Below are 22,434 nucleotides of genomic sequence, written 5' to 3' on the forward strand. Positions count from 1 at the left end.
GCGAAACCGATTGCGTACGTTCCGTTATGCCGGTCCGCACCCGCCACTCACCATTGGGTAGTTGAAGTGTACCCCTGAGTAACGCAACCCTGGTGGGGCCTCCGCGACCACGCGCCGTTATTCGCCGGCGCGCAAAGTTACGTTTTTGGCCGCATCCGGCCCATCGGCGAGCAGGACACGGAAGCCCTCTTCCGCTAGGACCGGTACGCCCAACTTGACGGCTTTGTCGTATTTCGACCCTGGATTGTCGCCCACGACCACGAAGCCGGTCTTCTTCGACACCGAGCCGGACACCTTGCCGCCGAGCCGCTGCACCGCCTCGGTCGCCGAGTCCCGGCTGTACTCCTCCAGCGAGCCGGTGATCACCACGGTGACGCCCTCCAGCGGGCGCGGGCCCGCCGCGCCCTCGTCCTCCATCCGGACGCCCGCGGCCCGCCACTTGTCGACGATCTCCCGGTGCCACGGGACCGTGAACCAGTTCTTGATCGACGCCGCGATCGTCGGGCCGACGCCGTCGACCGCCGCCAGCTCCTCCTCGGTGGCGTCCGCGATCGCGTCCATCGAGCGCATTTCGCGGGCGAGGTCGCGCGCGGCCGAGGGCCCCACGTGCCGGATCGACAGGGCCACCAGCACCCGCCACAGCGGCTGCCGCTTGGCCTTCTCCAGCTCCTCGAAGAGGATCTCGACGGTCTTCTTCGGCTCGCCCTCCTTGTTGGCGAAGAACGACACGACCTTCGGCTCGCCGGTCTTCGGGTCGGTCTTGGACGTGCCCGTGCGCTGGTCGAGGACCAGGCTCCTGATCGGGAGGAGCCGGTCGACGGTCAGGTGGAACAGGTCGCCCTCGTTCTTCACCGGCGGGTCGTCCGGCTCGAGCGGCTGCGTGAGCGCCGTTGCCGCGACGTAACCGAGCGCCTCGATGTCGAGCGCGTTGCGGCTCGCCACGAAGAACAGCCGCTCGCGCAGCTGCCCCGGGCAGAACCGCGCGTTCGGGCAGCGGATGTCGGCGTCGCCCTCCTTCTCGTACGCCAGCTCCGTCCCGCACTCGGGGCAGTGGGCGGGCATCTCGAACTCGCGCTCCGAGCCGTCCCGCAGCGCGGTCACCGGCGCGACGATCTCGGGGATCACGTCGCCCGCCTTCCGCAGCACGACGGTGTCGCCGATCAGCACGCCCTTGCGCCTGACCTCGCCCGCGTTGTGCAGCGTCGCGCGTTCGACGGTGGACCCGGCGACCTTGATGGGCTCCATCACGCCGTAGGGGGTGATGCGCCCCGTCCGCCCTACGCCGACCTTGATGTCGAGGAGCTTGGTGTTGACCTCCTCCGGCGGGTACTTCCACGCGATCGCCCAGCGCGGCGCCCGGCTGGTCGATCCGAGCCGCCGCTGCAGCGAGAACTGGTCGACCTTGACGACGACCCCGTCGATCTCGTAGGCGGTGGCGTGCCGGTCGTCGCCGTACCCGGCGATGTACTCGCGGACCGCGTCCATCCCGCCGACGACCTGGTACCGGTCGCTGACCGGCAGCCCCCAGCCGCGCATCAGCTCGTACGCCCCGGACTGGCTCTCCGGCTGCGTCCCGCCCTGCCAGGCGCCGAACCCGTGGACGAGCATGCCGAGCGGCCGGTGCGCGGTGACCCGCGGGTCCTTCTGCCGCAGCGACCCCGCGGCCGCGTTGCGCGGGTTGGCGAACGGGTCCTTGCCGGCCTCGATCTGCGCGGCGTTGACCTGCTCGAACCCCTCGACCGGCAGGAAGACCTCGCCGCGGACCTCCAGGACGTCCGGCCAGCCGTCGCCCGCCAGCTGGCCGGGGATGTCGGCGATGGTGCGGACGTTGTTCGTGACGTCCTCGCCGGTGCGGCCGTCCCCGCGGGTGACCCCGCGCACCAGCCGCCCCTTCTCGTAGGTCAGCGCGATCGCCAGGCCGTCGATCTTCAGCTCGCACAGGTAGCCGGCGACCTCGCCGACCTCCTTGACGACGCGCTCGTCCCACGCGAGCAGCTCGTCGGCGTTCATCGCGTTGTCGAGGCTCTGCATCCGCTCCAGATGCCGGACGGTCGCGAAGTCGGTGATGATCGGCGCGCCGACCTTCTGCGTCGGCGAGTCGGGCGTGACCAGCTCCGGGTGCCGCTCCTCCAGCACGCGGATCTCCCGCATCCGCTGGTCGTACTCCGCGTCCGTGAGCGTCGGCTGGTCGAGGACGTAGTACCGGTAGTTGGCCTCTTCGAGCTGTTCGCTCAGCTCGAGGTGCCGCTGCCGTGCCTCGGTGGGAACGCCGTCGCTCATGGTCATGCCTTCATTGTCGCCTTCACATACGACATTATGAGCGCACCTCAGCCGTGTCATCGCGGGGGACGGCGCCCCGCACCGCACGGCGAGAACGGCAGGCCGGCGACCTCCGCTCCGCCGCGATCACTGCTCGGCCGCCTCGTAGAGCATCCGCGCCGTTTCGCGGCAGCGCTTGAGGGCCTCGCGGACGTAACGGGGCGACGCGTCGGCCATCCCGCACGCCGGGGTGATCACGACCTGCCTCGCGAGCTGCGCGGGCGGGAAGCCGAGCCGCCGCCACAGGTCCCGGACCGGCGCGCCGGTCGCCTGGAGGGAGGGCAGGACGGCGTCGGTGGCGGGCACCGCGCCGAGGAACAGGGCCGTCCCCGCGTCGATCGCCTCCCCCACCGCGTCGTCGTCGCGCTGCGGCACCCGCCGCAGATCGACCGAGATCGCCTTCGCGCCGGCGCCGCGCAGCAGCCCGTACGGGACGTTCCTGGCGCAGCAGTGCACGACGGGGTAGGCGCCGGCCGCTTCGATCACGCTCCGAAGGGTGTCCTCGGCGACGGGCTCCTCGATCGCGCGCAGCCGGGAGAACCCGCTGGCGGTCGGGACGGTCCCGGCGAGCACGGCGGGCAGGCCCGGCTCGTCCAACTGCAGGACGATCTCCGCGGCGGGCAGCCGCCGCCGGACGTCCGCGACGTGCGCGGCGACGCCCTCGGCGAGCGAGGCGGCGAGGTCGCGGACGGCGCCCGGGTCCTTCAGCGCCCGGTCGCCGTGCCGGAGCTCGATCGTGGCGGCCAGCGTCCACGGACCGCACACCTGGATCTTGAACGGTCCGTCGTGGCCGCCCGCGACCTCCTCAAGGACGTCCAGGTCGCGGGCGAGGTGGTCGTGGGCGCGCAGCGTGTCACGGCCGGGACGGTCGGAGAACCGCCACCCGGACGGCTCCACCCGCACCGGCATGTCGACCAGCAGCCCGGCCGTCCGCCCGGTCAGGTCGGCGCCGGGGCCGCGCGCGGGCAGCTCCGGCAGGTGCGGCAGCTCGGGCAGCTCACCGAAAACGACCCTCAGCGCCTCCGCCGGGTCGTCCCCCGGGTACGACCCGGCACCGGTCGCCGTCCCCGCCCGCCACGGATAACTCGTCACACCGCGCACCCTATCGGCGCGGCGATCACACCAGTTCCGCGAGCCGGTCCAGGTAGCGGAGCGTGTCGCCTTCCGGCTCGGTCTTCAGGTTGAACAGCACCTCGTCGACGCCCGCGGCCGCCAGCTCCGCGACGGCCTCCGGCTTCCCGGGGACCCCGAACACCGTGACCGGCACCGCGCGGCCCGCGCGCTCGCGCAGCTCGGCGATCTTCCCGGCGAGCACGTCGGTGCCGCGCCCGTAGATCGGCATCCAGCCGTCGCCGAACTCCACGACCCGGTCGAAGGTCGTCGGCCCGGCCCCGCCGATCATCACCGGCGGGTGCGGGTCCTGGACGGGCTTCGGGTAGGAGAACACGGGGTCGAAGTCGACGAACTCGCCGTGGAACTCGGCCTCGTCCTTCGTCCACAGCTCCTTGACGGCCAGCACCCGCTCGCGGAGCAGCCGCATCCGCGTCGCGGGGTCGGTGCCATGGTTGCGCATCTCCTCCCGGTTCCAGCCCGCGCCCACGCCGAGCACGGCCCGCCCGCCGGAGACCAGGTCGAGGGAGGCGGTCTCCTTGGCCAGGACGATCGGGTCCCGCTGGATGATCAGGGCGATGCCGGTTCCGACGCGGAGCCGCTCGGTCACCGACGCGGCGGCGGTCAGCGCCACGAACGGGTCGAGCGTCCGGTAGTACATCCGGGGCAGCTCCGCCCCGCCCGGCCACGGCGACTCCCGCTTCACCGGGATGTGCGTGTGCTCGGCCAGGAACAACGACCCGAACCCGCGCTCCTCCAGCGCCCGCCCGAGCGCCGCCGGCCCGATCCCGTCATCGGTCACGAACGTCGAAACACCGAACTCCACAGCACGCCTCCATGATTCGCTACGGCGCATAAGCCACCGCGGCCCCACATGATTCCCCAAGCCGCCCGGAACGAGGAACCGGGCGGCCGCCGTCAGGCGCGGACGCGGGCCGCGTCGGCGATCGTGGCCGACGCGAGGACGCGGTCGCCGGCGTACAGGACGGCGGCCTGGCCGGTCGCGACGCCGCGTGCCGGGGCGGCCAGGCGGATGCGCAGCTCGTCGCCGTGCCGCTCCACCGTGCAGTCGTGCACCTCGCCGTGCGCGCGGAGCTGGACCTGGCAGCCGAACGGGCCGTCCGGCGCGTCGCTCAGCCACACCGGGCGCTCGCCGGTGATCTCGTGGACGTCCAGCTCCTCGCGCGGCCCGACCGTCACCGTGTTCGTGACCGGGGAGATGTCGAGGACGTAGCGGGGCCGCCCGTCCGGCGCCGGGGTGCCGATCCGCAGGCCCTTGCGCTGGCCGATCGTGTAGGCGTAGGCGCCGTCGTGCTCGCCGACCTCGTTGCCGCCCGAGTCGACGATCGGGCCCTTGGCGGAGCCGAGCCGCTCGGCGAGGAAACCGCGCGTGTCGCCGTCGGCGATGAAGCAGATGTCGTGGCTGTCCGGCTTGTCGGCGACCTGGAGGCCGCGCCGCTGCGCCTCGCGCCGGATGTCGGCCTTGGACGTGTCGCCGAGCGGGAACAGCGCGCGCGAGAGCTGCTCGGGCGTGCAGACGGCCAGCACGTACGACTGGTCCTTGCCCGCGTCGACGCCGCGGCGCAGGACGCCGCCGTCCAGCCGCGCGTAGTGCCCGGTGCAGACGGCGTCGAACCCGAGGGCCGTCGCGCGGTCCAGCAGCGCGGCGAACTTGATCTTCTCGTTGCAGCGCAGGCACGGGTTCGGGGTGCGGCCCGCCGCGTACTCGCTGACGAAGTCCTCCACCACGTCCTCGTGGAAGCGCTCGGCGAGATCCCACACGTAGAACGGGATGCCGATCACGTCGGCCGCGCGGCGCGCGTCCCGCGAGTCTTCCAGGGTGCAGCAGCCGCGCGCCCCCGTACGGTAGGACTGGGGGTTGCTGGACAGGGCCATGTGGACACCGGTGACGTCGTGCCCGGCCTCGGCGGCGCGGGCGGCGGCCACGGCGGAGTCGACGCCGCCCGACATGGCGGCGAGTACGCGCAGAGTCATAGTCCTTCGAGCCTACGCGGCGTGGCCGGGTCCGCCGCCTGCATTTCCGCGTACGATTGGGGCCGCTATGGGAATCTTCCGTCGTCCGCGCGAGACGTCCGCCGTCGCACCGCCCGCCATCAGCGAGTTCTGGGAGTGGTGGGCGCAGGCCCGCCCGACGATCGAGGCGTCGCTGGCCGCCCGGCCCGAGCCCGGCGAGCCCGAGATCGGCGGGCCCGGCGAGCCCGAGGCCACCGCGCCCGGCGAGCCCGAGGCCACCGCGCCCGGCGAGCCCGAGACCGCCGTGCCCGGCGAGGGGCTGTCGGCGGAGACGATGGAGGAGCTGTCCCGCCGGGTGCACAAGATCCACTCAGGGCTGCAGTGGGAGATCGGCGGCGCCGACGACCGGAACCCGTCACTGACCGTGACCGGCGGCGGCGACCCCGGGCTGCGCGGCGTGACCGAGCGCTGGGCGCGGTCCGCGCCGACCGGCGCCGCGGCCGGCGGCTGGAGCTTCCATCCGGCGCGCCAGGCCGACCCGGAGATGCTCGCCCAGGACCTCGTCCTCGGCGACCACGAGTTCGACCTGGAGTACGTCCGGCTGGGCATGCGCGCCGACACCGACCGCGCCCGCGTGCACATCGCGGCCTACCATCCCGACTTCCTCTTCGTCTCCGAGGAGCAGCAGCTCCAGGTGGCGCTGAACGTCCTGTACTGGGCGCTCGGCGAGGACGACGTGGCCCGCTGGATCGGCGAGGTCACGATCGCGACGGAGGCGCCGATCGACTCGCTGCCGCCGTCGATGCTGCCCGTCGTCGTCGAGCAGGTCGCCGAGCCGTTCGCCGAGCCCGCGTGGCTGTCCGGCGAGGGCCGCACCCCGCGCGGGCATCCCGCCCGCCTCGGCGCCCGGTTCCCGCTGCACCGCCAGGACTACCCGCTCTGCGACCTGCACGTGGCGATCAGCGTCCCGTACGCCAACAGCAACCCCGACCGGCTGCCGGTCGAGCCGTCGGCGGGCGCGCTGCGCGCCTTCGAGAAGAAGCTGACCAAGCTCGGCGACCGCGCGGTCCTCGCCGTTCGCGAGACCGGTGACGGCCTGCGCGTCTTCCACCTGTACGCCGACCCCGACTCGGGCGTCATCTCCGAGCTCGACCAGCTCGCCGCCGGCTGGCCGGAGGGCAAGGCCAAGGTCGCCTCCACCGCCGACCCGGCCTGGAAGGCCCTCGCGCCGTACCAGCCCTAGCGGGTCGCGTCGACCTTCCGCCATTTCGCTTCGCAGATGGAGTAGAGGCCGAAGGTGAGGACGCCGGCGGCGACGGCCACCAGGCCCCAGACGCCGGCGGGGGTGTCGGCGAACTCGCGGAGGGCGCCGTCCAGGCCATGGGCCTTCTTGGGGTCGAAGGTGATGGCCGCGTGGGCGAGGAAGGCTCCGACGGCGAGCCCGACGAGGCCGCGGGCGAGGTTGCCGACGATTCCGAGGGCCTGGGCGAAGCGGCGCTCCGCCCCGCTCATCTCGGCGGTCTTGAGCTCGCGGAGGAACTTGCGGCGGACGGCGCCGACGATCACGACGGCCCCCCAGACCACGAAGCCCGCCGCGATCGCGAGGACGAGCCAGCGGCCGCCCGGCTCGCCCATCAGCCGCGCGGTGAGGCTCTTGGACTGCTGGTCGCTCGACTTCCCCTGGTGGCCGAGCAGGAACGCCAGGGTCCCCCCGCAGGCCGTCGCGTAGACGATGGCGCGCGCGGCGGAGCCCAGCCGTTTGGTGGGCTTGTGACCGTCCGGCGTGGGACGTCCGAACAGGGCTTCGGCGCACTGCCAGAGGACGAGCGCGGCGAACCCGACCGCCATCAGCCACAGGACGACGGGGCCGCCGGGCTTGTCGGCGACCTCCTGGAGCGCTCCGTTCCGGTCGGCCTCCTTCCCGCCGCCGCCGAAGGCGACCTGGAGGGCGAGCCAGCCGATGAGCAGGTAGAGGAGGCCGTGGGCGACCAGGCCCACGCGGGACATGCGGTGGAACCAGGGATGTCCCGCCGCCTGCTTGATTCCTTCGGTCACGTCGATCGTCACGGGCGCTCTGTCCCCGTTCAAGGAACGGTAAAACCAGGATGGATCAGCTGAGACCGGCGCGGCGCGCGCGTTCCACGGCGGGGCCGATGGCGTCGGCGAGCGCCTTCACGTCCGCCTCGGCGGAGGTGTGGCCGAGGGTGAAGCGCAGCGAGCCGCGGGCGCGCTCGGGGCTCGCGTCCATCGCGAGCAGGACGTGGCTGGGCTGCGAGACGCCGGCCGAGCACGCCGACCCGGTGGAGCACGCGATGCCGCGAGCGTCCAGCAGCATGAGCAGGGCGTCGCCCTCGCAGCCGGGGAAGGAGAAGTGCGCGTTGCCGGGCAGGCGGTCCACGGGGTCGCCGTTCAGGATCGCGTCGGGCACGGCCGTGCGGACGGCAGCGATCAGCAGGTCGCGCAGCCCGGTCAGGCGGCGCGCCTCGGCCTCCCGGTGCGCGAGGGTGGCCTGGACGGCGGCGGCGAACCCGGCGATGGCGGGCGTGTCGAGCGTCCCGGAGCGGACGTCGCGCTCCTGCCCTCCGCCGTGCAGCAGCGGCACCGGGTCGAGGAAGACCGGCTCTTTCGGCTTGGCGAGCAGCAGCGCGCCGACGCCGATCGGGCCGCCGAGCTTGTGGCCGGTGATGGTCAGGGCCTGCGCCCCGCTCGCCGCGAAGCCGACGGGCAGCTGCCCGGCGGCCTGGACGGCGTCGGTGTGCAGGGGGACGCCGCGCTCGCGGGCGGCGGCGGCGAGGTCGGCGATGGGCTGGACGGTCCCGACCTCGTTGTTGGCCCACATGACCGTGGTGAGCGCCACATCGTCGCCGGAGCCGAGCGCCTCGCGGAGCGCCTCGGGACGGACGCGGCCCACCGCGTCCACCGGCAGCCACTCGACCTTGGCGCCCTCGTGGTCGGCGAGCCACTGCACGGCGTCCATGACGGCGTGGTGCTCGACGGCGCCCGCCAGCACGCGTGTGCGCGCGGGGTCGGCGCCGCGGCGCGCCCAGTAGAGGCCCTTGACCGCGAGGTTGTCGGCCTCGGTGCCGCCGGAGGTGAACACGACCTCGCTCGGGCGGGCGTCGAACGCCTCGGCGATGATCTCGCGGGACTCCTCGACGACCCGGCGGGCGCGCCGCCCCACCGCGTGCAGGGAGGACGGGTTCCCCAGCTCGCGTAGCTCCGCCGTCATCGCCTCGATGGCCTCGGGCCGCATCGGGGTCGTCGCCGCATGGTCGAGGTAGGTCACCACGCGGTCAACAGTATCCGCGCCCGCCCTGTTCCCCGCCGGTGGCCGTGCGCTTACGCGGAGGCCGGGAATAGCCGGGGCGGGGACCGGGTTCACCGTCTGTACCGTCCAGCCGGTACAGTGGAGGGATCATGACGAAGGAAGCCCTACTGGACGCCGCCGAAGCCGTCCTCTCCGAGCAGGGGACGCAGGCGCTGACGCTCACCGCGGTCGCCGACCGCGCCGGCGTCAGCAAGGGAGGGCTGCTCTACCACTTCCCCACCAAGGAGGCGCTCGTCCGGGCGATGGTGGCGCGGGTCATCGAGGATTTCGACGACCTGATCGCCTCCTACGTCGACGCGTACGGGGCCGGCGCGCCGGGCTCCTACACCCGCGCCTACGTCGAGGCCACGTTCGAGATCCTCACCGGTGAGGCGCGCGCCTACCGGCGCTGGTCGGCCATCACGGCCGCCGCGGCGGACCCGGACCAGGCCGAGCCGCTGAACGAGGCGATGCGCCGCTGGCACGGACGCGACCCGGCCGACGACCCGGACCCGGGCATCGCGGCGGTCGTCCGGCTGGCCGCCGAGGGCCTCTGGGAAGTGGTGAGCCACGACCCCGAGCTGTACGACGCGCGGCAGCTCGAAGCGCTGAAACGCCGGCTCCTGGGCCTGCTGGAGCGATGACACGGGGGAGCCTCCCCCACTGCGGGCCCCTGGGGCCCGAGCGACTGACCAACCCCGCGGGGTCCACCCCGCACAGCCCGGATCGCGTCGCGGTTCGGGCCGGACGTCCGTCACGACGCCGCGTGAGCGGCACCGGGGTGCGCCCCGCCGAGCCGAGAAAGAGGTGAACGATGCTGCTGCGTGCCCGTTCCGGAACGTTCCTCACCTTCGCACTGGCCGGTCTGCTGACCGGGGTGTGGGTGGCGCGCATGCCCGCGCTGGCCGGGAAGTTCGGGACGACGGAGGGCGAGATCGGCGTCGTCGTCCTCGTCTGGGGGCTCGGCGCGATCGCCGCCATGCAGGCGCTGCGCGGCGTCATGGCGCGCGCGGGCAGCCGGGCGGTGCTGCGGGTGGCCCTCCCGCTGACCGCGCTGTCCTACGTGGCGGTGGCGCTCGCGCCCGCCTACTGGCTGCTGCTCGTCGCCGTCGCCCTGTTCGGCATGACGTTCGGGATCACCGACATCGCGATGAACGCGCAGGGCAGCGTCGTCGAGCAGGCCTACCGCCGGCCCGTCCTGAGCGGCATGCACGCCGGCTGGTGCGTCGGCGCGATGAGCGGCGGGCTGTTCGGCGTCGCCACGGCCGCCGCCGGGTTCGGCTTCACCGAGACCGTGCTGGCCGCCGCGCTGCTGTCGCTCCCCGCCGGCCTCGCGCTCGGCCGCACCTACCTGCCCGACCCCGTGGCGCCCGCCGCGCCCGGGACGGGCCGCAGGGCGCGCCGCATGCCCGCCGCCGTCTACCTGATCGGCGTCCTGGCCTTCATCGCGTTCATGACCGAGGGCTCGATCGCCGACTGGAGCGGCCTGCTCCTGCACGACGAGCTGGGCGCCACCGAGGCCCTGGCCGCCGCCGGCTACCCCGTGTTCGAGCTGGCGATGCTGCTCGGCCGGCTGGTCGGCGACCGCGTCCGGACGCGCGTCGGCACCCGCCGCCTGCTGGTCGGCGCGGGCCTCGGCACCGCGGCCGGCATGACCGTCGTGGTGCTGGCGCCGACCCCGGCCGTCGCGATCGCCGGGTTCTTCGTGACCGGGCTCGTCGTCTGCACCGTCGTCCCGACGACGATCTCGCTGGCCGGAACCGCCGCGCCGGACCGTCCCGCCGCGGCCGTCGCCCAGGTCGGCGCGATGGGCTACGGCGGCCTCCTGCTCGGCCCCGTCGTGGTCGGCTTCCTCTCGGACGCCACCTCCCTGCGGATCGGCGTCGGCACGGTCGTCGTCCTGGCACTGCTGATCGCCGCCGGAGCGCGCTTCGTCCCGCTCCGCAGGTCGGCGGACGTCGCCGCCGCCATGCCGGCCGCGCGACCCCGGCCCGGCGACCCGAGCGACACCCGTCCCGAACCCGTCGCCGCCTGAACGGCGACCCGAACGACGGCCTGAACGGCGACCTGAACGGCGACCTGAACGGCGAAAGGCCCCGGCGACGCGCGTCGCCGGGGCCGTTCGCGTGGGATCACTTGCGCTTGGTGATCTCCTCGGTGAGCTGCGGCGCGACCTGGAAGAGGTCGCCCACGATGCCGTAGTCGACGAGCTCGAAGATCGGCGCCTCGGGGTCCTTGTTGATGGCGACGATGGTCTTCGAGGTCTGCATGCCGGCCCGGTGCTGGATGGCGCCGGAGATGCCGACCGCGATGTACAGCTGCGGCGACACGGTCTTGCCGGTCTGGCCGACCTGGAACGAGTGCGGGTACCAGCCGGCGTCGGTCGCGGCGCGGGAGGCGCCGACGGCCGCGCCGAGCGAGTCGGCCAGGCCCTCGATGATCTTGAAGTTCTCGGCGCCGCCGACGCCGCGGCCGCCGGAGACGACGATCGCGGCCTCGGTCAGGTCCGGGCGCTCGCCCTTCTCCTGGACGACCTTCTCCACGATCCTGGTGCCCTTGTCGGTGTCCGACAGCGTGACCGACACCTGCTCCTCGGCCGGGGTGGCCGCGGACGCCTCGGGGGCGACCGAGTTCGGCCGGACCGCGATGATCGGCGTGCCGGTCCGCACCTTGGCGTGCGCGATGATCCCGCCGCCGAAGATGGAGTGCTCGGCGACGAAGCCGTCGGTGACGTCCACGACGTCGGTGAGCACGCCGGAGCCGGTCTTGACCGCGAGGCGGCCGGCGATCTCCTTGCCCTCGGCGGTGGCGGCGACGAGCACCGCGGCCGGGGACTTCTCGCTCACCAGCTGCGCCAGCAGCGCGGCCTTCGGGGCGACGACGTAGGAGGTGAGCTCCTCGTCGGCGGCCACGTAGACCTTGCCGGCGCCGTACTCGCCCAGCCTGTCCTTGGCGCTCTCGTAGCCGGGGCCGACCCATACCGCGGCGGCCTCGCCGAGCCGGTTGGCCAGCGTCAGCAGTTCGAGCGTGACCTTCTTGACCTCACCGTCGACATGGTCGACGAGGACGAGAATCTCAGCCATTGGTCTCTAAATCCCCTTCCCCGGTCAGACGAACTTCTTCGACGCGAGGAACTCGGCGATCTTCGCACCGCCGTCGCCCTCGTCGGTGACGATCTCGCCCTTGGCGCGCGGCGGCGCCTCGGCGAAGTCGACCACCTCGGTGGCGGCGTTCGCCAGGCCCACCTGGGACGCCTCGATGCCGGCGTCGCCCAGGCCGAGCGTCTCGACCGGCTTCTTCTTGGCCGCCATGATCCCCTTGAACGAGGGGTAGCGCGGCTCGTTGATCTTCTCGACGACGCTGACGACCGCGGGCAGGCTGGCCTCGACCCGGTCGAAGCCGTAGTCGGTCTGCCGCTGCGCCTTGACGGACGTCCCGTCGATCTCGACCTTGTTGGCGAGCGACACCTGCGCGACGCCGAGCCGCTCGGCGAGCATCGCGGCGAGGACGCCGGTGCGCGCGTCGGTGGACTCCGAGCCGAGGATCACCAGGTCGAACCCGGTGCGGCCGAGCGCCTGCTGGATCGCGTAGGAGGTCTGCAGCGCGTCGGAGCCGGCGAGGCCCTCGTCGACGAGGTGCACGGCCTTGTCGGCGCCCATGGCCAGGGACTTGCGGATCGAGTCGGTGGCCTTGTCGGGGCCCATGGTCAGGACGGTCACCTCGCCGCCCTGGGCCTCCTTGATGCGCAGCGCCTCTTCGATCGCGTACTCATCGAGCTCGTTGATGACGCCGTCAGCCGCGGCGCGGTCGAGCGTGCTGTCATCGGACTTCAGCTTGCGCGGGCTCTCCGTATCGGGAACCTGCTTCACCAGGACGACGATGTTCATGGCCGGTGGCCGACCTCCCTGCACTCAGTTGGCCGCTGAGGTAAGCGGCAGAGGGGCGCCGCCCATGACGGGTCGACGCGGACGTGCGCTTTCGAAGTCACAGCCTGCCAAATCCCCGAACGTCCTTCGGACCCGGGGCCCTGATTCGGCCGTGCACGAACAATGTTACTTGCCGGTAGCCCCCCGGCCAATCCCAGCTCGTGAGACCTTACCCACGAGTCCGGGGCCTTCACGGGCCTATCCGTGTCCCGAAACGGACGTGACGCACTTCACGTCCCGCTACCTGTTGACGGCGTGCTGCAGGCGGTCCATCGAGCTCTCCAGCGTCTGCTGCAGCCCGTACATCGGGGCGAAACTCGGCGTCAGCGTCATCGCGCCCACGCCCGCGAGCAGAGCGAGCACGCCGAGGCCCACGACAGCGGCGGCGACGCGCCGGGGGCCGCGCGCGAGGGGCAGGAAGATCCGCTCCAGCTGCCGGCGCGGGCCCTTCACGCCCGGCGCCGTCCACAGCGCCGCCGCCCCGGCCCCGGCACCGAACGCGCAGGCGGTGAGCGAGTCGATCTCCCCGCCGACCGCCGACGCCGCGACGAGCCCGAGCGGGACCGCGGCCGTGAACACCGCCGCGTACGGGACGGTCAGCAGTGTCCGCCCGAGTGCGCGCGCCCTGGTCCCCGGAGCCGCGCCCGCGAGCCGCAGCAGCGTCACCGCGGCGAGCGACAGGACGAGCCCCGCGATCGGGGCCATGATCGCGAAAGCGATCGCGTTCACCACGACCATGGCGGCGAGCAGCCGCGCCCAGCCCGACGCCACCGCCATCTCGTGCGCCTCGGCGCCCCGCCGCCGCGTCCCGTCCGCGGGCCCCGGCACGGCCACGGCGTCCGGCTCTGGGACGGGCTCGGCTCGCGGCCCTGGGACGGGCTCGGGGTCGGGCTGCGGCGCGCTCGTCGGGGCACGACGGGGAGCCGGGACGGCGGGGAGGTCAAGCCCGGAGGCGGCCTCCGCCAGCTCCTCCGCCGCCGGGCGCACCTCCGGATCGGGATGCGAAGCAGCCTCCACCAGCGGCCGCAATCCAGCCGGCAGCGCGCCGGCGTGGGCATCGCGCCGTCCGGTGGCGGCGAACGTCACCGTCGCGGCCCACGCCCGGACGTCACCGGCGGCATCGGCGCCGCCGACCAGCGCGAAGTCGACGACCACGGGTGCGTCGTCCACGACGAGCACGGTCCCCGGACCGAGCCCGCCGTGCGCGAGCCCCGTCCGGTGGATGGCCGCGAGCGCCTTGGCCAGCCCCAGGGCGATACGGCGCAGCGCGTCCCCCGACATGGGGCCGCGCTCGGCGACCGTCTCCGCCAGCGGCCGGCCCGGGACGAACCTGGACACGACATACGGGCGCGGGCCGGCGGGCTCCCCGTCCAGGACGTCCACCACGTACGGGCTGATCACCTCGCGCATCCGCCCGACGTCCGGGGCCGCGCCGGGCGGGAGCAGCCGGATCGCCACGTCGCGCCCGTCCGGTGCGGCGGCGCGGTGGACGGTCCCGTCATCCCCCGGCGCCCGCCCACCGAAGACGGGCGCGCCGCCGAGGCGCGACAGCAGCCGGTACGGACCAATGTGTCCCTGATGGCTCGTCTCACCGCTCATAAGGGTCGCCACCCTACCGACCGGGCCCGTCCGCGGGGACGAGCCGATCACATGCCGGGGATGCCGGACACGAGTTCGCGGACGTCCGCCCGCAGCCCCTCCAGGCTCTGGCTCATCCCGTCCAGCGGGGTCGTGTCGGGCGGCTGCCGCTGCGACAGCGCGACCAGCACCCCCGCGAAGACCCCGAGGATCAGGGCGCCGGCGAGGGCGGCCTCGGCGCGCGGCAGGAGCGCGCCCCAGATCCGGGCGAGCTGCCGCCTCGGCGCGCCGCTGCCGGGCGCGAGACACAGCAGCCCGATCACCGCCATGGACGAGTACGCGATGGCCTTCGAGGCGGTCATGTCGGACCGCGCGAAGATCAGCACTCCGAGCAGGACCAGCCCCGCGAACAGGCTGAGCGACGTCCACATGACCGTGGACATCAGGGCGCCCGGCAGGTGCAGCGGCGTCCGGAACGCGGCGGCGACGGCATCGCCCGAGCGCGGGCCGCGCCGGGTCTGCCGGCCCTCCATGCCCTTGGCGGCCTTGTCCCCCGCACGCAGCACGAACACGCCCGCGACCGTGACGCCGAGAGCGAGCAGCGGCGCGATGCCGGCGAACCCGAGCAGCGCCACGAGGACGACGAAACTGAGCACCCGGTACCAGCCGTAGGGCTTGCGCCGGTCCCGGTCGCCGCGGTCCCGGTCGGCACGGTCCCGGTCGGCACGCTCCCGATCGGCACGGGCCTTGTCGGCACGGGCCTGGTCGGCGACACGGCGCTGCGCGTCCTGCGTCTGCTGGTCGTAAGCGCCGCGCTGGAGCGCGCCCGGCGGTGGCTGGCCCGGTGGCGGCTGGCCGTAGGGCGGCGGGTATCCGCCCTGGTTGTAGGGGTCGGGCGGGCCGTAGCCGCGCGGGCCGAACTGCTCCCCCGCCTTGAACTGCGCGGGCGGCGGCGCCGGCGGAGGCGGCGGAGGCGCCGCGGGCGGCAACTGGCCGACGAAGTCCCTCGGCTGCGCCGGAACGGGCGCCGGCGTCGGGACGGCCGCGCCGCCCGGCGTGGTGGGCCGCGCCGGGACGTCCCTCGGCCGGGAGTCCTGCGGCCCGGTCGCCGGCATGGAGAACAGCCGCGAGTGGTCGGCCGCCGGCTCGTCCAGCGACGTGCCCGCCGCGGCCGCACCCGCCGCGGGCGGGTCCGGCGACGTGTAGTGCTGGTCGACGCGGGTCTGGTCGGTGATCGTCGCCTCGAGGTGGATCCGCCGGGTGAGCTGCACCAGGTGGACCGCTGTCGGACGCTCGGCCGGATGCCGCGCCATCGCCGACCGCAGCACCGGCAGCAGCGCGTCCGGCACCCCCTCCAGGTCCGGCGCGCCCTGCATGATCTTGTAGAAGATCGACTCGAAGGTGCCGGAGCCGAACGGCGGCCGGCCCGTGGCGGCGTAGGCGACCGTGCCCGCCCACGCGTGCACGTCCGACGGCGGTCCCGCGTCCTCCCCCTCGATGATCTCCGGGGCGAGATAGCCGGGCGTGCCGATGACCATGCCGGTCGCGGTGAGCCGGGTCGCGTCGGCGGCCTGCGCGATGCCGAAGTCGATCACGACGGGCTCGCCGTCCACGAGCATCACGTTGCCGGGCTTCATGTCGCGGTGCACGATCCCGGCGCCGTGGATCGCCGACAACGCGGACGCGAGCCCCACCCCGAGCCGCTGCAGCCCGGGCCCGTAGATCGGCCCCGAATCCTCGACGACCTCTTCGAGCGTCCGGCCGGGCACGTACTGGGTCACGATGTAGGGCTGATCGGCGGTCACGTCGGCGTCGAGGATCTCCGCGACGTGCGGGCTGTGCACCCTGCGCATCGAATCGACCTCGCGGGCCAGCCGGCGACGCGCCGTGGCGTCACCCGCGACCGCGGGCCGCAGCACCTTGATGGCAACATTGCGCCCCTCGGGGTCGGTCCCGAGGTAGACGACGCCCATGCCCCCCTCACCGAGGGTCTGCTGGACGCTGTAGTGGCCGATTCGGTCCCCGGACGTGACGGCTCCCTTCATCGTTTACGAAACCCTACCCTCGCCGCTCCGGCCAGGAAGATCTAACCGCCATCAGGCCGCCGCCACCCCGTCCCGGGCGGTCGCATGCACCGCGCGGGGACGACCACCCCCCGGCAGCGGCGCCAGCGCCCCGGCGAACCAGCGCGCCGGCGGCCGCTCGGCAGGATCCCGCCGCAGCGCCGCCCGCAGCAGCCCCGCCACCGGCTCAGGAACACCGTCAAGATCAGCCTGGCCGCGCAGGATCCGGAAGCACACCCCGTGCAGCGACCCCCGCCCGAACGGCGGACGGCCCGTCGCCGCGAACGCGACAGTCGCCGCCCAAGAGAACACGTCCGACGCGGTGGTGGCGCGCTCCCCCTCGATCAACTCCGGGGCGAGATAGGCGGGCGTCCCCACGACCATCCCCCGCCGGGTGATCTGATCGGCGCCGGACTCCTGCGCGATCCCGAAATCGATCAGCGTCGGCCGGTCGCCCATCACGATGACATTACCCGGCGACACATCCCGGTGCAGCACACCCGCGTCGTGGACGTCCCCCAGCGCGAGCGCCAGCCGCCGGGCGAACCGGGCCAGCCGGTCACCGCGCAACGGCCCATACGCCGGGACCAAGTCATACAACGGACAGCCCGGCACGTACTGCATCACCACGTGCGGCCGCTCCGCCGTGATCGCCCCATCCAGCAGGCCCGCGACATAAGCGCTGCGCACCCGCGCCTGCGCCCGCATCTCCCGCGCCAGCCGATCGATCGCCTCCGGAACCCCCGTCAACTCCGGAACCAGCTCCTTGACCGCCACCTCACGGCCACGCGAATCCATGGCGAGATACACCACCGCGGTGCTCCCCCGGCCGATCTCGTCCAGCAACCGATACTCACCCAGTCGCCGATGCGTCCCCATATCCCCTTTGACGCCAAGAAACGGGGCCGCGTTCCCTGTTTATCTGGGGGGCGACCCCCAGACCCCCGGCTGCGCGGCACGGGTCTCCTCGCTCCGGTCGCTGGCGCTCCCTACGCTGCGGGGACGCGGCGCGCCGGGCTGGTTTTTATTGGGGGGCGACCCCCCATACCCCCCGGCTGCGCGACACGGGTCTCCTCGCTCCGGTCGCTGGCGCTCCCTACGCTGCGGGGACGCGGCGCGCCGGGCATGACCGCTCCGCTCGCTGGCGCTCGCTCCGCGTCCCTGCCCGTAAACGGGGGCTGGGGTTCAACCTCTGTCGCTCGGGCCCCGAGCCGCCCGGCTGCGTGGCACGGGTCTTCTGTTGGGGGCTCGGGTCAGGACTTGCGGGTGGCTTGGCGGGCGCGGCGTTCCTCTCGGCGGGTCTCGAACTTGGTGGCGGCGGCGTCGAGCTGCTCCAGGAACTCGCCCAGCTCCTGGCGGGCCTTCTCGCCGTCGCCCGACAGGTCCGTGCGGTCGAACACGCCCCACTTGCGCAGCACCGGGACGAGCACGTCGTCGTGGTGCAGCCGCAGGTCGTAGATGCCGGCGTTGGCGATGACGACGGACTTGCGGAGGAAGCCGTCGATGCTGTAGCCGGGCATCTGGAACCCCTTCACGACGTCGGTGATCGCCCGCATCGTCTCGTTCGGGGCGGCCTCCAGCGAGGCGCCGAGGAGGTTCCGGTAGAAGATCATGTGGAGGTTCTCGTCGGCGGCGATGCGGACCATCATCTGCTCGCAGAGCGGGTCGCCGGACGCCTTGCCGGTGTTGCGGTGCGACACCCGGGTGGCGAGTTCCTGGAACGAGACGTAGGCCGTGCCGTGCAGGAACGAGTCGCCGTGGTCGGCCTCGTAGCCGGCCTCCATGTGGCGCATCCGGGCGCGTTCCAGCGCGACCGGGTCGACCGCGCGGGTCACGGTGAGGTAGTCGCGCAGGACGACGCTGTGCCGGTTCTCCTCGGCCGTCCACCGGTTGACCCAGGTGCCCCAGGCGCCCTCGCGGCCGTACACGGCGGCGATGGCGTTGTGGTATCCGGGGAGGTTGTCCTCGGTGAGCAGGTTGACGATGAGCGACTCGCGGGCCTCGGCGGTCACCTTCGACTGCTCGATCGACCACGGCTCACCGTCCAGCGGCCCGTCGAAGTCGCGGCCCTCGCTCCACGGGACGTACTGGTGCGGGAACCATTCCTTGGCCATCGACAGGTGGCGGTTCAGTTCTGTCTCGACCACCGGCTCGAGGTCGTGCAGGAGGCCGGTCTGGAACTTCTCTTCGGGGGTCACGGACATGTGGTTCCTTCGCTGGACGAGGTGGTGTTGCGGGACGTGCCGCCGCGTCTGCGGGCCAGCAGGCCGTACACAACTTACTCAAGCGTAGGTTCGATCGTCGCCACTCACCGTGATCCCCGTCAAGTCAGGCTCGCGACAAGCAACCCGCGGGAACTTTTGTAGATCTGGGCAAACGAGGCGTGACGTTCCGTCACCGCGTGTCGGCGGCCTGTTGCCACATGCGGTTCACCGCGGCCCTGAGCAGCGGCCTCGGGACGAGCTTCAGCGCCGGGAGCGCCGCCTTGTACTGCATGCCGGGGACGCAGAGCGCGCGTCCGGCGGCCACCGCGTCCAGCCCGGCGCGCGCCACGTCGTCGCGCCGCAGCCACAGCAGGTTGGACGGAACGTCGTCCTCGGTCCGGGTGAAGCCGGGGCACAGCGCCGTCACGTGGACGCCCTTGCCCGCGACCTCCGAGTGCAGGCTCTCGGAGAACGACGCCACGTACGCCTTGGTGGCCCCGTAGCTGGCACTGCCCGGGGACGGGGTGAACCCGGCCATCGACGCGACGTTGAGCACTCCGCCGCGGCCGCGCTCGACCATTCCGGGCAGGGCGGCGTGCGTGAGGCGCACCAGCGCGGTCACGTTCAGCTCGATCTGCGCGAGGTGGTCGTCCAGCGGCAGGTCCGCGAAGGCTCCGAAAGCGCCGTACCCGGCGTTGTTCACCAGCAGCTCGACCGGGTCGGACCTCAACCGCCCCTCCACCTCGGCGCGCTGCGCGGGGTCGGCGAGGTCGGCGGCCATCACCTCGACGGCGACCCGGTACCGTTCGACCAGCTCGCGGGCCAGCCCGTCCAGCAGGTCGGCACGGCGCGCCACGATCACCAGATCGGCGCCGCGGCCGGCCAGCAGGCGGGCGAAGCTCTCCCCGATCCCGCTGGACGCACCCGTCACGAGCGCGGTTCGGTACGCGTGTCGCATGGCGGGAGATGCTAGCGGCCGGCCTGCACGATCCCCGGCAGCACACCCGGAAAGACAAATAACGGTTTAACCGTCATGCACCGGTACGCCGGGGGACGCCGGAGTACTCGGGCGGCGGCAGCATCGCCGACGGGTCCTCGCCCGCGACCCACAGGCCCACCATGAACGCCGTCGCCGCCTCCAGGAGGCCGGCCCTTTCGAGGCTTCCGCCGTCCATCGGCACGCAGCCGAGATCGGTCACGAGCGTCCGGACCGCGGCCAGCGCGTCCGCGTCGTCGCCGCACAGCGGCACGCCGAGGGGGCGGCCGCCGAATTCGGGCGGCGTCATCCGCCACACGCTGTCGGGGCACAGGTTGAACGCCTTGACCACGCGGGCGCCGGTCACCGCGGCGCGCCGCGCGGCCGACGGGCCGCCTCCCGTCCGGAGCCGCTCGAACGGGGGTCCCATCGGGTTGGTGCAGTCGATCAGCACGCGTCCCGCCAGCGGCCCCGCCTCGCGCAGCACGTCGCGGACGCCGTCGTACCAGACGGCGAGCAGCACCGCGTCCCCGAACTGCGCCGCGTCCCGCAGCGTCCCGCCGGCTGAACCGTGGCCGACGCGTTCCGCCAGCGCGACCGCCTTCCCGGGGGTGCGCGCGCCGATCCGCACCTCATGCCCCTTGCGCGCCCATTGCGTGGCGAGCGCATCCGCCATGTTCCCCGCGCCCAGCACTCCGATCCGCATGGTGACCTCCCGTTCGATTACCGTCGGGGGGACGCTAGGCGATCCGTTCGGCACCATCCGGTGCGCATCGGGAGGGGCAGGATGGCGGACGAGACCATGAACGAGTTCGTCGCCGACTGCCAGACGCGCCTTGGGCTCGACCTACTTTCGGGCACCTGGACCGGCGTGGTGCTCTGGTCCCTGCGCGAAGGCCCCCGCCGTCCAGGCGAGCTGCGGGAGCGCATCGGCGGCATCAGCCAGAAGGTCCTGACGGAGACGCTGCGGCGCCTTGAACAGAACGGTCTGGTCACGCGCCGCCGCTATGCCGAGGCACCACCGCGCGTGGAATACCAGCTGACCGGCCCTGGGCGCGGGTTGATCGAGCCCCTGTCCGCCCTGGGCCGGTGGACCGAGCGCTACGCCGACGAGGTACTGGACGCGCGGGAGCGGGCGGTCAGCGGCCGGTGAACTCGGCCTTGCCGGGGCCTTCCTCCATGAAGCTCTTCATGCCGTTGGCCTGGTCGTCGGTGGCGAACAGGGCCGCGAACTGCGTCCGCTCGATCTCCAGGCCGGTGTCGAGGTCGACCTCCAGGCCCTTGTCGATGGCCTGCTTCGCCGCGCGCAGCGCGATCGCGGGGCCGCCGACGAAGGTCGCTGCCCACTCCTTGGCGGCCGTGTAGACGTCGGCGTCCGGGACGACCCGGTCGACCAGGCCGATGGCGAGGGCCTCGTCGGCCTTGACGTGCCGTCCGGAGAAGATCAGGTCCTTCGCCTTGGCCGGGCCGACCAGCCGGGACAGCCGCTGCGTGCCGCCCGCGCCGGGGATGATGCCGAGCTGGATCTCCGGCTGCCCCACCTTCGCGCCCTCGCCCGCGACGCGGAAGTCGGCGGTCAGCGCCACCTCCAGGCCGCCGCCGAGCGCGTACCCGGTGATCGCGGCGATGACCGGCTTCGGGATGGCGGCGAGCGCCTTGGCGAAGTCCTGCAGGAGCCGCGAGTGGCCCGCCGACATCTCGGCGTAGGACATCGGGGCCATCTCCTTGATGTCCGCGCCGGCGGCGAACACCTTCTCCCCGCCGTACAGCACGACGGCGCCCACCGAGGCGTCATCGGTGACCTGCCGGGCCGCGTCGATCAGCTCCCGCTGCATCCGGGCGTTCAGGGCGTTCATCTTCGGGCGGTCCAGCCTGATCGTCGCGATCCCGTCCTCGATCTCGACCCGTACGAACTCGCCCACGGCGGCCCTCCTGTGCAACTCGGTGACGAACGTCCCGAGCCTAGCCAGGGGGTCGCCGCGTGCCTCGCGCCGGTACTGCTCAGACGGCGGCGGGCGTGGCGGACGGATCCACGCCGACCGTGATCGTGGCGAGCAGCCCGCGCTCGATGCGTCCCCGGTGGATCGGGCGGATGGTGAGCAGGCCCGAGCCCGCCTGCCGGTAGATCCCGTCCTCCTCCAGTTTCACGCGCGGGACCGTGTTGTGCTTGTAGGGCTCCAGCGCGGCGACCTTCTCGGCCAGCTCCTCCTCGAAGAAGAACTGCCCGGTGTGGCTGACGTGCCCGCCGGAGTACGACTTCTTCTTCGCGTCGACCTTGCCTCCGACGTGCACCTTCACATGGATGTGCAGGGCCCTTCCCTGGTACCAGCCGGGGTAGATCGTCCGGAGTTCGGCGGTGCCGTGCCCGTTGGTGAGCTGGACGCCGCGCAGGAACGTCAGGTCGTTGACGGGCTCCGCGTGCCCTCCGCCTCCGCCGCCGGGCGGCATGCCGGTCGGCATCCCGGTCGGCATGTCCGTCGGCATTCCCGACGGCGGACCGCCCGGCAGCGTGTTGCCCTCGTAGCCGGAGTAGACGCCGCCCGCGTCGCAGTGCCAGATGTCCACGGCGGCCCGCTTGACCGGACGGCATCCGGCGGAGGTGTCCACGACCGCGACCCGCAGGATCAGGGGGATGCCCGGACGGTCCTCGGTGACGTCCCGGCGGACCATCTCGTAGTCCAGGTAGTACGGGCCCTCCGTCGTCTCCGGGGACAGCACGCACGCCGGGTTCGTCCCCCCGTGCGCCACCTGCTCCACCGGGGGGCCGGTCGTGCTCTGCGCGCCGCCGGCCAGCGCGGCGCCGCCGGCGACCGCGCCGACCGTGCCGAGCCCGACGCCGCCCATCGCGGTGAGCGCCGCGCGGCGGCTCAGTCCTCGCGCCTCACCGGTTCCGTTCTCTGCCATCGGGAGCCTCCTCATGCTCGGGAGTGAGATGGAGGGAGCCTCCCGGCGGGCGGTGAGAGGGATATTTGACCGC

Annotated in this window: 20 protein-coding genes; 4 read left to right on the plus strand and 16 right to left on the minus strand. The window is 73.1% G+C overall.

Annotation, left to right across the window (positions count from 1 at the left end):
- Nucleotides 1–117: 117 nt before the first annotated feature.
- The 4 genes from ligA to mnmA all read right to left on the minus strand — a co-directional run bounded on the left by ligA (nucleotide 118) and on the right by mnmA (nucleotide 5,424).
- The gene (ligA, locus tag SM418_RS25195; protein ID WP_371943626.1) at nucleotides 118–2,286 is read right to left on the minus strand and encodes an NAD-dependent DNA ligase LigA; all 2,169 of its coding nucleotides are present in this window, start codon (nucleotides 2,284–2,286) and stop codon (nucleotides 118–120) included.
- 120 nt (nucleotides 2,287–2,406) lie between these two features.
- Nucleotides 2,407–3,411 carry a methionine synthase gene (locus SM418_RS25200; RefSeq protein WP_371943627.1) on the minus strand — a complete coding sequence of 335 codons (1,005 nt, stop codon included), beginning with the start codon at nucleotides 3,409–3,411 and terminating at the stop codon, nucleotides 2,407–2,409.
- A 25-nt stretch (nucleotides 3,412–3,436) separates the two neighbouring features.
- On the minus strand, nucleotides 3,437–4,255 hold the full coding sequence (locus SM418_RS25205) for an LLM class F420-dependent oxidoreductase (RefSeq protein WP_371943628.1): 819 nt from the start codon (nucleotides 4,253–4,255) through the stop codon (nucleotides 3,437–3,439).
- A gap of 92 nt (nucleotides 4,256–4,347) precedes the next feature.
- Nucleotides 4,348–5,424 (minus strand): tRNA 2-thiouridine(34) synthase MnmA, encoded by a 1,077-nt coding sequence (gene mnmA, locus SM418_RS25210; protein WP_371943629.1) that lies wholly within the window; start codon nucleotides 5,422–5,424, stop codon nucleotides 4,348–4,350.
- A gap of 67 nt (nucleotides 5,425–5,491) precedes the next feature.
- On the opposite strand from mnmA, the gene SM418_RS25215 reads away from it, so the two are divergent.
- Nucleotides 5,492–6,646: a DUF695 domain-containing protein gene (locus SM418_RS25215; RefSeq protein WP_371943630.1), complete on the plus strand. Its 1,155-nt coding sequence runs from the start codon at nucleotides 5,492–5,494 to the stop codon at nucleotides 6,644–6,646.
- On the opposite strand, the gene SM418_RS25220 is transcribed toward SM418_RS25215, so the two are convergent.
- Both SM418_RS25220 and SM418_RS25225 read right to left on the minus strand, forming a co-directional pair.
- Nucleotides 6,643–7,470 carry a DUF1206 domain-containing protein gene (locus SM418_RS25220; RefSeq protein WP_371943631.1) on the minus strand — a complete coding sequence of 276 codons (828 nt, stop codon included), beginning with the start codon at nucleotides 7,468–7,470 and terminating at the stop codon, nucleotides 6,643–6,645. The genes SM418_RS25215 and SM418_RS25220 overlap by 4 nt on opposite strands.
- A 43-nt stretch (nucleotides 7,471–7,513) precedes the next feature.
- Nucleotides 7,514–8,689 (minus strand): cysteine desulfurase family protein, encoded by a 1,176-nt coding sequence (locus SM418_RS25225; RefSeq protein WP_371943660.1) that lies wholly within the window; start codon nucleotides 8,687–8,689, stop codon nucleotides 7,514–7,516.
- A 131-nt stretch (nucleotides 8,690–8,820) separates the two neighbouring features.
- On the opposite strand from SM418_RS25225, the gene SM418_RS25230 reads away from it, so the two are divergent.
- Nucleotides 8,821–9,354: a TetR/AcrR family transcriptional regulator gene (locus SM418_RS25230; RefSeq protein ID WP_371943632.1), complete on the plus strand. Its 534-nt coding sequence runs from the start codon at nucleotides 8,821–8,823 to the stop codon at nucleotides 9,352–9,354.
- Between the two features lie 170 nt (nucleotides 9,355–9,524).
- Nucleotides 9,525–10,745, plus strand: coding sequence for an MFS transporter (locus SM418_RS25235; protein ID WP_371943633.1), 1,221 nt, complete (start codon nucleotides 9,525–9,527; stop codon nucleotides 10,743–10,745).
- Between the two features lie 97 nt (nucleotides 10,746–10,842).
- On the opposite strand, the gene SM418_RS25240 is transcribed toward SM418_RS25235, so the two are convergent.
- From SM418_RS25240 to SM418_RS25275, 8 genes are all read right to left on the minus strand, one after another.
- Entirely contained in the window at nucleotides 10,843–11,793 is a 951-nt protein-coding gene (locus SM418_RS25240; protein WP_371943634.1) for an electron transfer flavoprotein subunit alpha/FixB family protein, read from the minus strand.
- A 24-nt stretch (nucleotides 11,794–11,817) separates the two neighbouring features.
- Nucleotides 11,818–12,597: an electron transfer flavoprotein subunit beta/FixA family protein gene (locus SM418_RS25245; protein WP_371943635.1), complete on the minus strand. Its 780-nt coding sequence runs from the start codon at nucleotides 12,595–12,597 to the stop codon at nucleotides 11,818–11,820.
- 279 nt (nucleotides 12,598–12,876) lie between these two features.
- Complete coding sequence (locus tag SM418_RS25250; RefSeq protein ID WP_371943636.1) at nucleotides 12,877–14,235, minus strand: serine/threonine-protein kinase; 1,359 nt, start codon at nucleotides 14,233–14,235, stop codon at nucleotides 12,877–12,879.
- A 47-nt stretch (nucleotides 14,236–14,282) separates the two neighbouring features.
- Nucleotides 14,283–16,259 (minus strand): serine/threonine-protein kinase, encoded by a 1,977-nt coding sequence (locus tag SM418_RS25255; RefSeq protein ID WP_371943637.1) that lies wholly within the window; start codon nucleotides 16,257–16,259, stop codon nucleotides 14,283–14,285.
- 51 nt (nucleotides 16,260–16,310) lie between these two features.
- The gene (locus tag SM418_RS25260) at nucleotides 16,311–17,123 is read right to left on the minus strand and encodes a serine/threonine-protein kinase (protein WP_371943638.1); all 813 of its coding nucleotides are present in this window, start codon (nucleotides 17,121–17,123) and stop codon (nucleotides 16,311–16,313) included.
- Nucleotides 17,124–17,530: 407 nt separating this feature from the next.
- Complete coding sequence (locus SM418_RS25265) at nucleotides 17,531–18,481, minus strand: acyl-ACP desaturase (protein ID WP_371943639.1); 951 nt, start codon at nucleotides 18,479–18,481, stop codon at nucleotides 17,531–17,533.
- A 190-nt stretch (nucleotides 18,482–18,671) separates the two neighbouring features.
- A complete protein-coding gene (locus SM418_RS25270; protein WP_371943640.1) occupies nucleotides 18,672–19,439 on the minus strand; it encodes an SDR family NAD(P)-dependent oxidoreductase in 768 nt (255 codons plus the stop codon).
- 73 nt (nucleotides 19,440–19,512) lie between these two features.
- On the minus strand, nucleotides 19,513–20,163 hold the full coding sequence (locus SM418_RS25275) for an NADPH-dependent F420 reductase (RefSeq protein WP_371943641.1): 651 nt from the start codon (nucleotides 20,161–20,163) through the stop codon (nucleotides 19,513–19,515).
- A gap of 81 nt (nucleotides 20,164–20,244) precedes the next feature.
- Between SM418_RS25275 and SM418_RS25280 the strand changes: the two genes are divergently transcribed.
- The gene (locus SM418_RS25280) at nucleotides 20,245–20,610 is read left to right on the plus strand and encodes a winged helix-turn-helix transcriptional regulator (RefSeq protein WP_371943642.1); all 366 of its coding nucleotides are present in this window, start codon (nucleotides 20,245–20,247) and stop codon (nucleotides 20,608–20,610) included.
- Here the strand turns inward: SM418_RS25280 and SM418_RS25285 are convergent.
- Together SM418_RS25285 and SM418_RS25290 are read right to left on the minus strand one after the other, a co-directional pair.
- Nucleotides 20,597–21,379 (minus strand): enoyl-CoA hydratase/isomerase family protein, encoded by a 783-nt coding sequence (locus SM418_RS25285; RefSeq protein WP_371943643.1) that lies wholly within the window; start codon nucleotides 21,377–21,379, stop codon nucleotides 20,597–20,599. The two genes, SM418_RS25280 and SM418_RS25285, sit on opposite strands and share 14 nt — an antisense overlap.
- A 79-nt stretch (nucleotides 21,380–21,458) precedes the next feature.
- On the minus strand, nucleotides 21,459–22,361 hold the full coding sequence (locus SM418_RS25290; protein WP_371943644.1) for an intradiol ring-cleavage dioxygenase: 903 nt from the start codon (nucleotides 22,359–22,361) through the stop codon (nucleotides 21,459–21,461).
- Between the last annotated feature and the right edge of the window lie 73 nt (nucleotides 22,362–22,434).

The sequence above is a fragment of the Actinomadura chokoriensis genome, assembly GCF_041463665.1.
GTDB lineage: Bacteria > Actinomycetota > Actinomycetes > Streptosporangiales > Streptosporangiaceae > Spirillospora > Spirillospora chokoriensis_A.

What these genes read in the sequence shown, in the direction of transcription:
- ligA (WP_371943626.1), bottom strand. Translation starts at nt 2,286, where the DNA reads ATGACCATGAGCGACGGCGTTCCCACCGAGGCACGGCAGCGGCACCTC.
- mnmA (WP_371943629.1), bottom strand. Translation starts at nt 5,424, where the DNA reads ATGACTCTGCGCGTACTCGCCGCCATGTCGGGCGGCGTCGACTCCGCC.
- SM418_RS25215 (WP_371943630.1), top strand. Translation starts at nt 5,492, where the DNA reads ATGGGAATCTTCCGTCGTCCGCGCGAGACGTCCGCCGTCGCACCGCCC.
- SM418_RS25230 (WP_371943632.1), top strand. Translation starts at nt 8,821, where the DNA reads ATGACGAAGGAAGCCCTACTGGACGCCGCCGAAGCCGTCCTCTCCGAG.
- SM418_RS25235 (WP_371943633.1), top strand. Translation starts at nt 9,525, where the DNA reads ATGCTGCTGCGTGCCCGTTCCGGAACGTTCCTCACCTTCGCACTGGCC.
- SM418_RS25240 (WP_371943634.1), bottom strand. Translation starts at nt 11,793, where the DNA reads ATGGCTGAGATTCTCGTCCTCGTCGACCATGTCGACGGTGAGGTCAAG.
- SM418_RS25245 (WP_371943635.1), bottom strand. Translation starts at nt 12,597, where the DNA reads ATGAACATCGTCGTCCTGGTGAAGCAGGTTCCCGATACGGAGAGCCCG.
- SM418_RS25250 (WP_371943636.1), bottom strand. Translation starts at nt 14,235, where the DNA reads ATGAGCGGTGAGACGAGCCATCAGGGACACATTGGTCCGTACCGGCTG.
- SM418_RS25255 (WP_371943637.1), bottom strand. Translation starts at nt 16,259, where the DNA reads ATGAAGGGAGCCGTCACGTCCGGGGACCGAATCGGCCACTACAGCGTC.
- SM418_RS25265 (WP_371943639.1), bottom strand. Translation starts at nt 18,481, where the DNA reads ATGTCCGTGACCCCCGAAGAGAAGTTCCAGACCGGCCTCCTGCACGAC.
- SM418_RS25270 (WP_371943640.1), bottom strand. Translation starts at nt 19,439, where the DNA reads ATGCGACACGCGTACCGAACCGCGCTCGTGACGGGTGCGTCCAGCGGG.
- SM418_RS25275 (WP_371943641.1), bottom strand. Translation starts at nt 20,163, where the DNA reads ATGCGGATCGGAGTGCTGGGCGCGGGGAACATGGCGGATGCGCTCGCC.
- SM418_RS25280 (WP_371943642.1), top strand. Translation starts at nt 20,245, where the DNA reads ATGGCGGACGAGACCATGAACGAGTTCGTCGCCGACTGCCAGACGCGC.
- SM418_RS25290 (WP_371943644.1), bottom strand. Translation starts at nt 22,361, where the DNA reads ATGGCAGAGAACGGAACCGGTGAGGCGCGAGGACTGAGCCGCCGCGCG.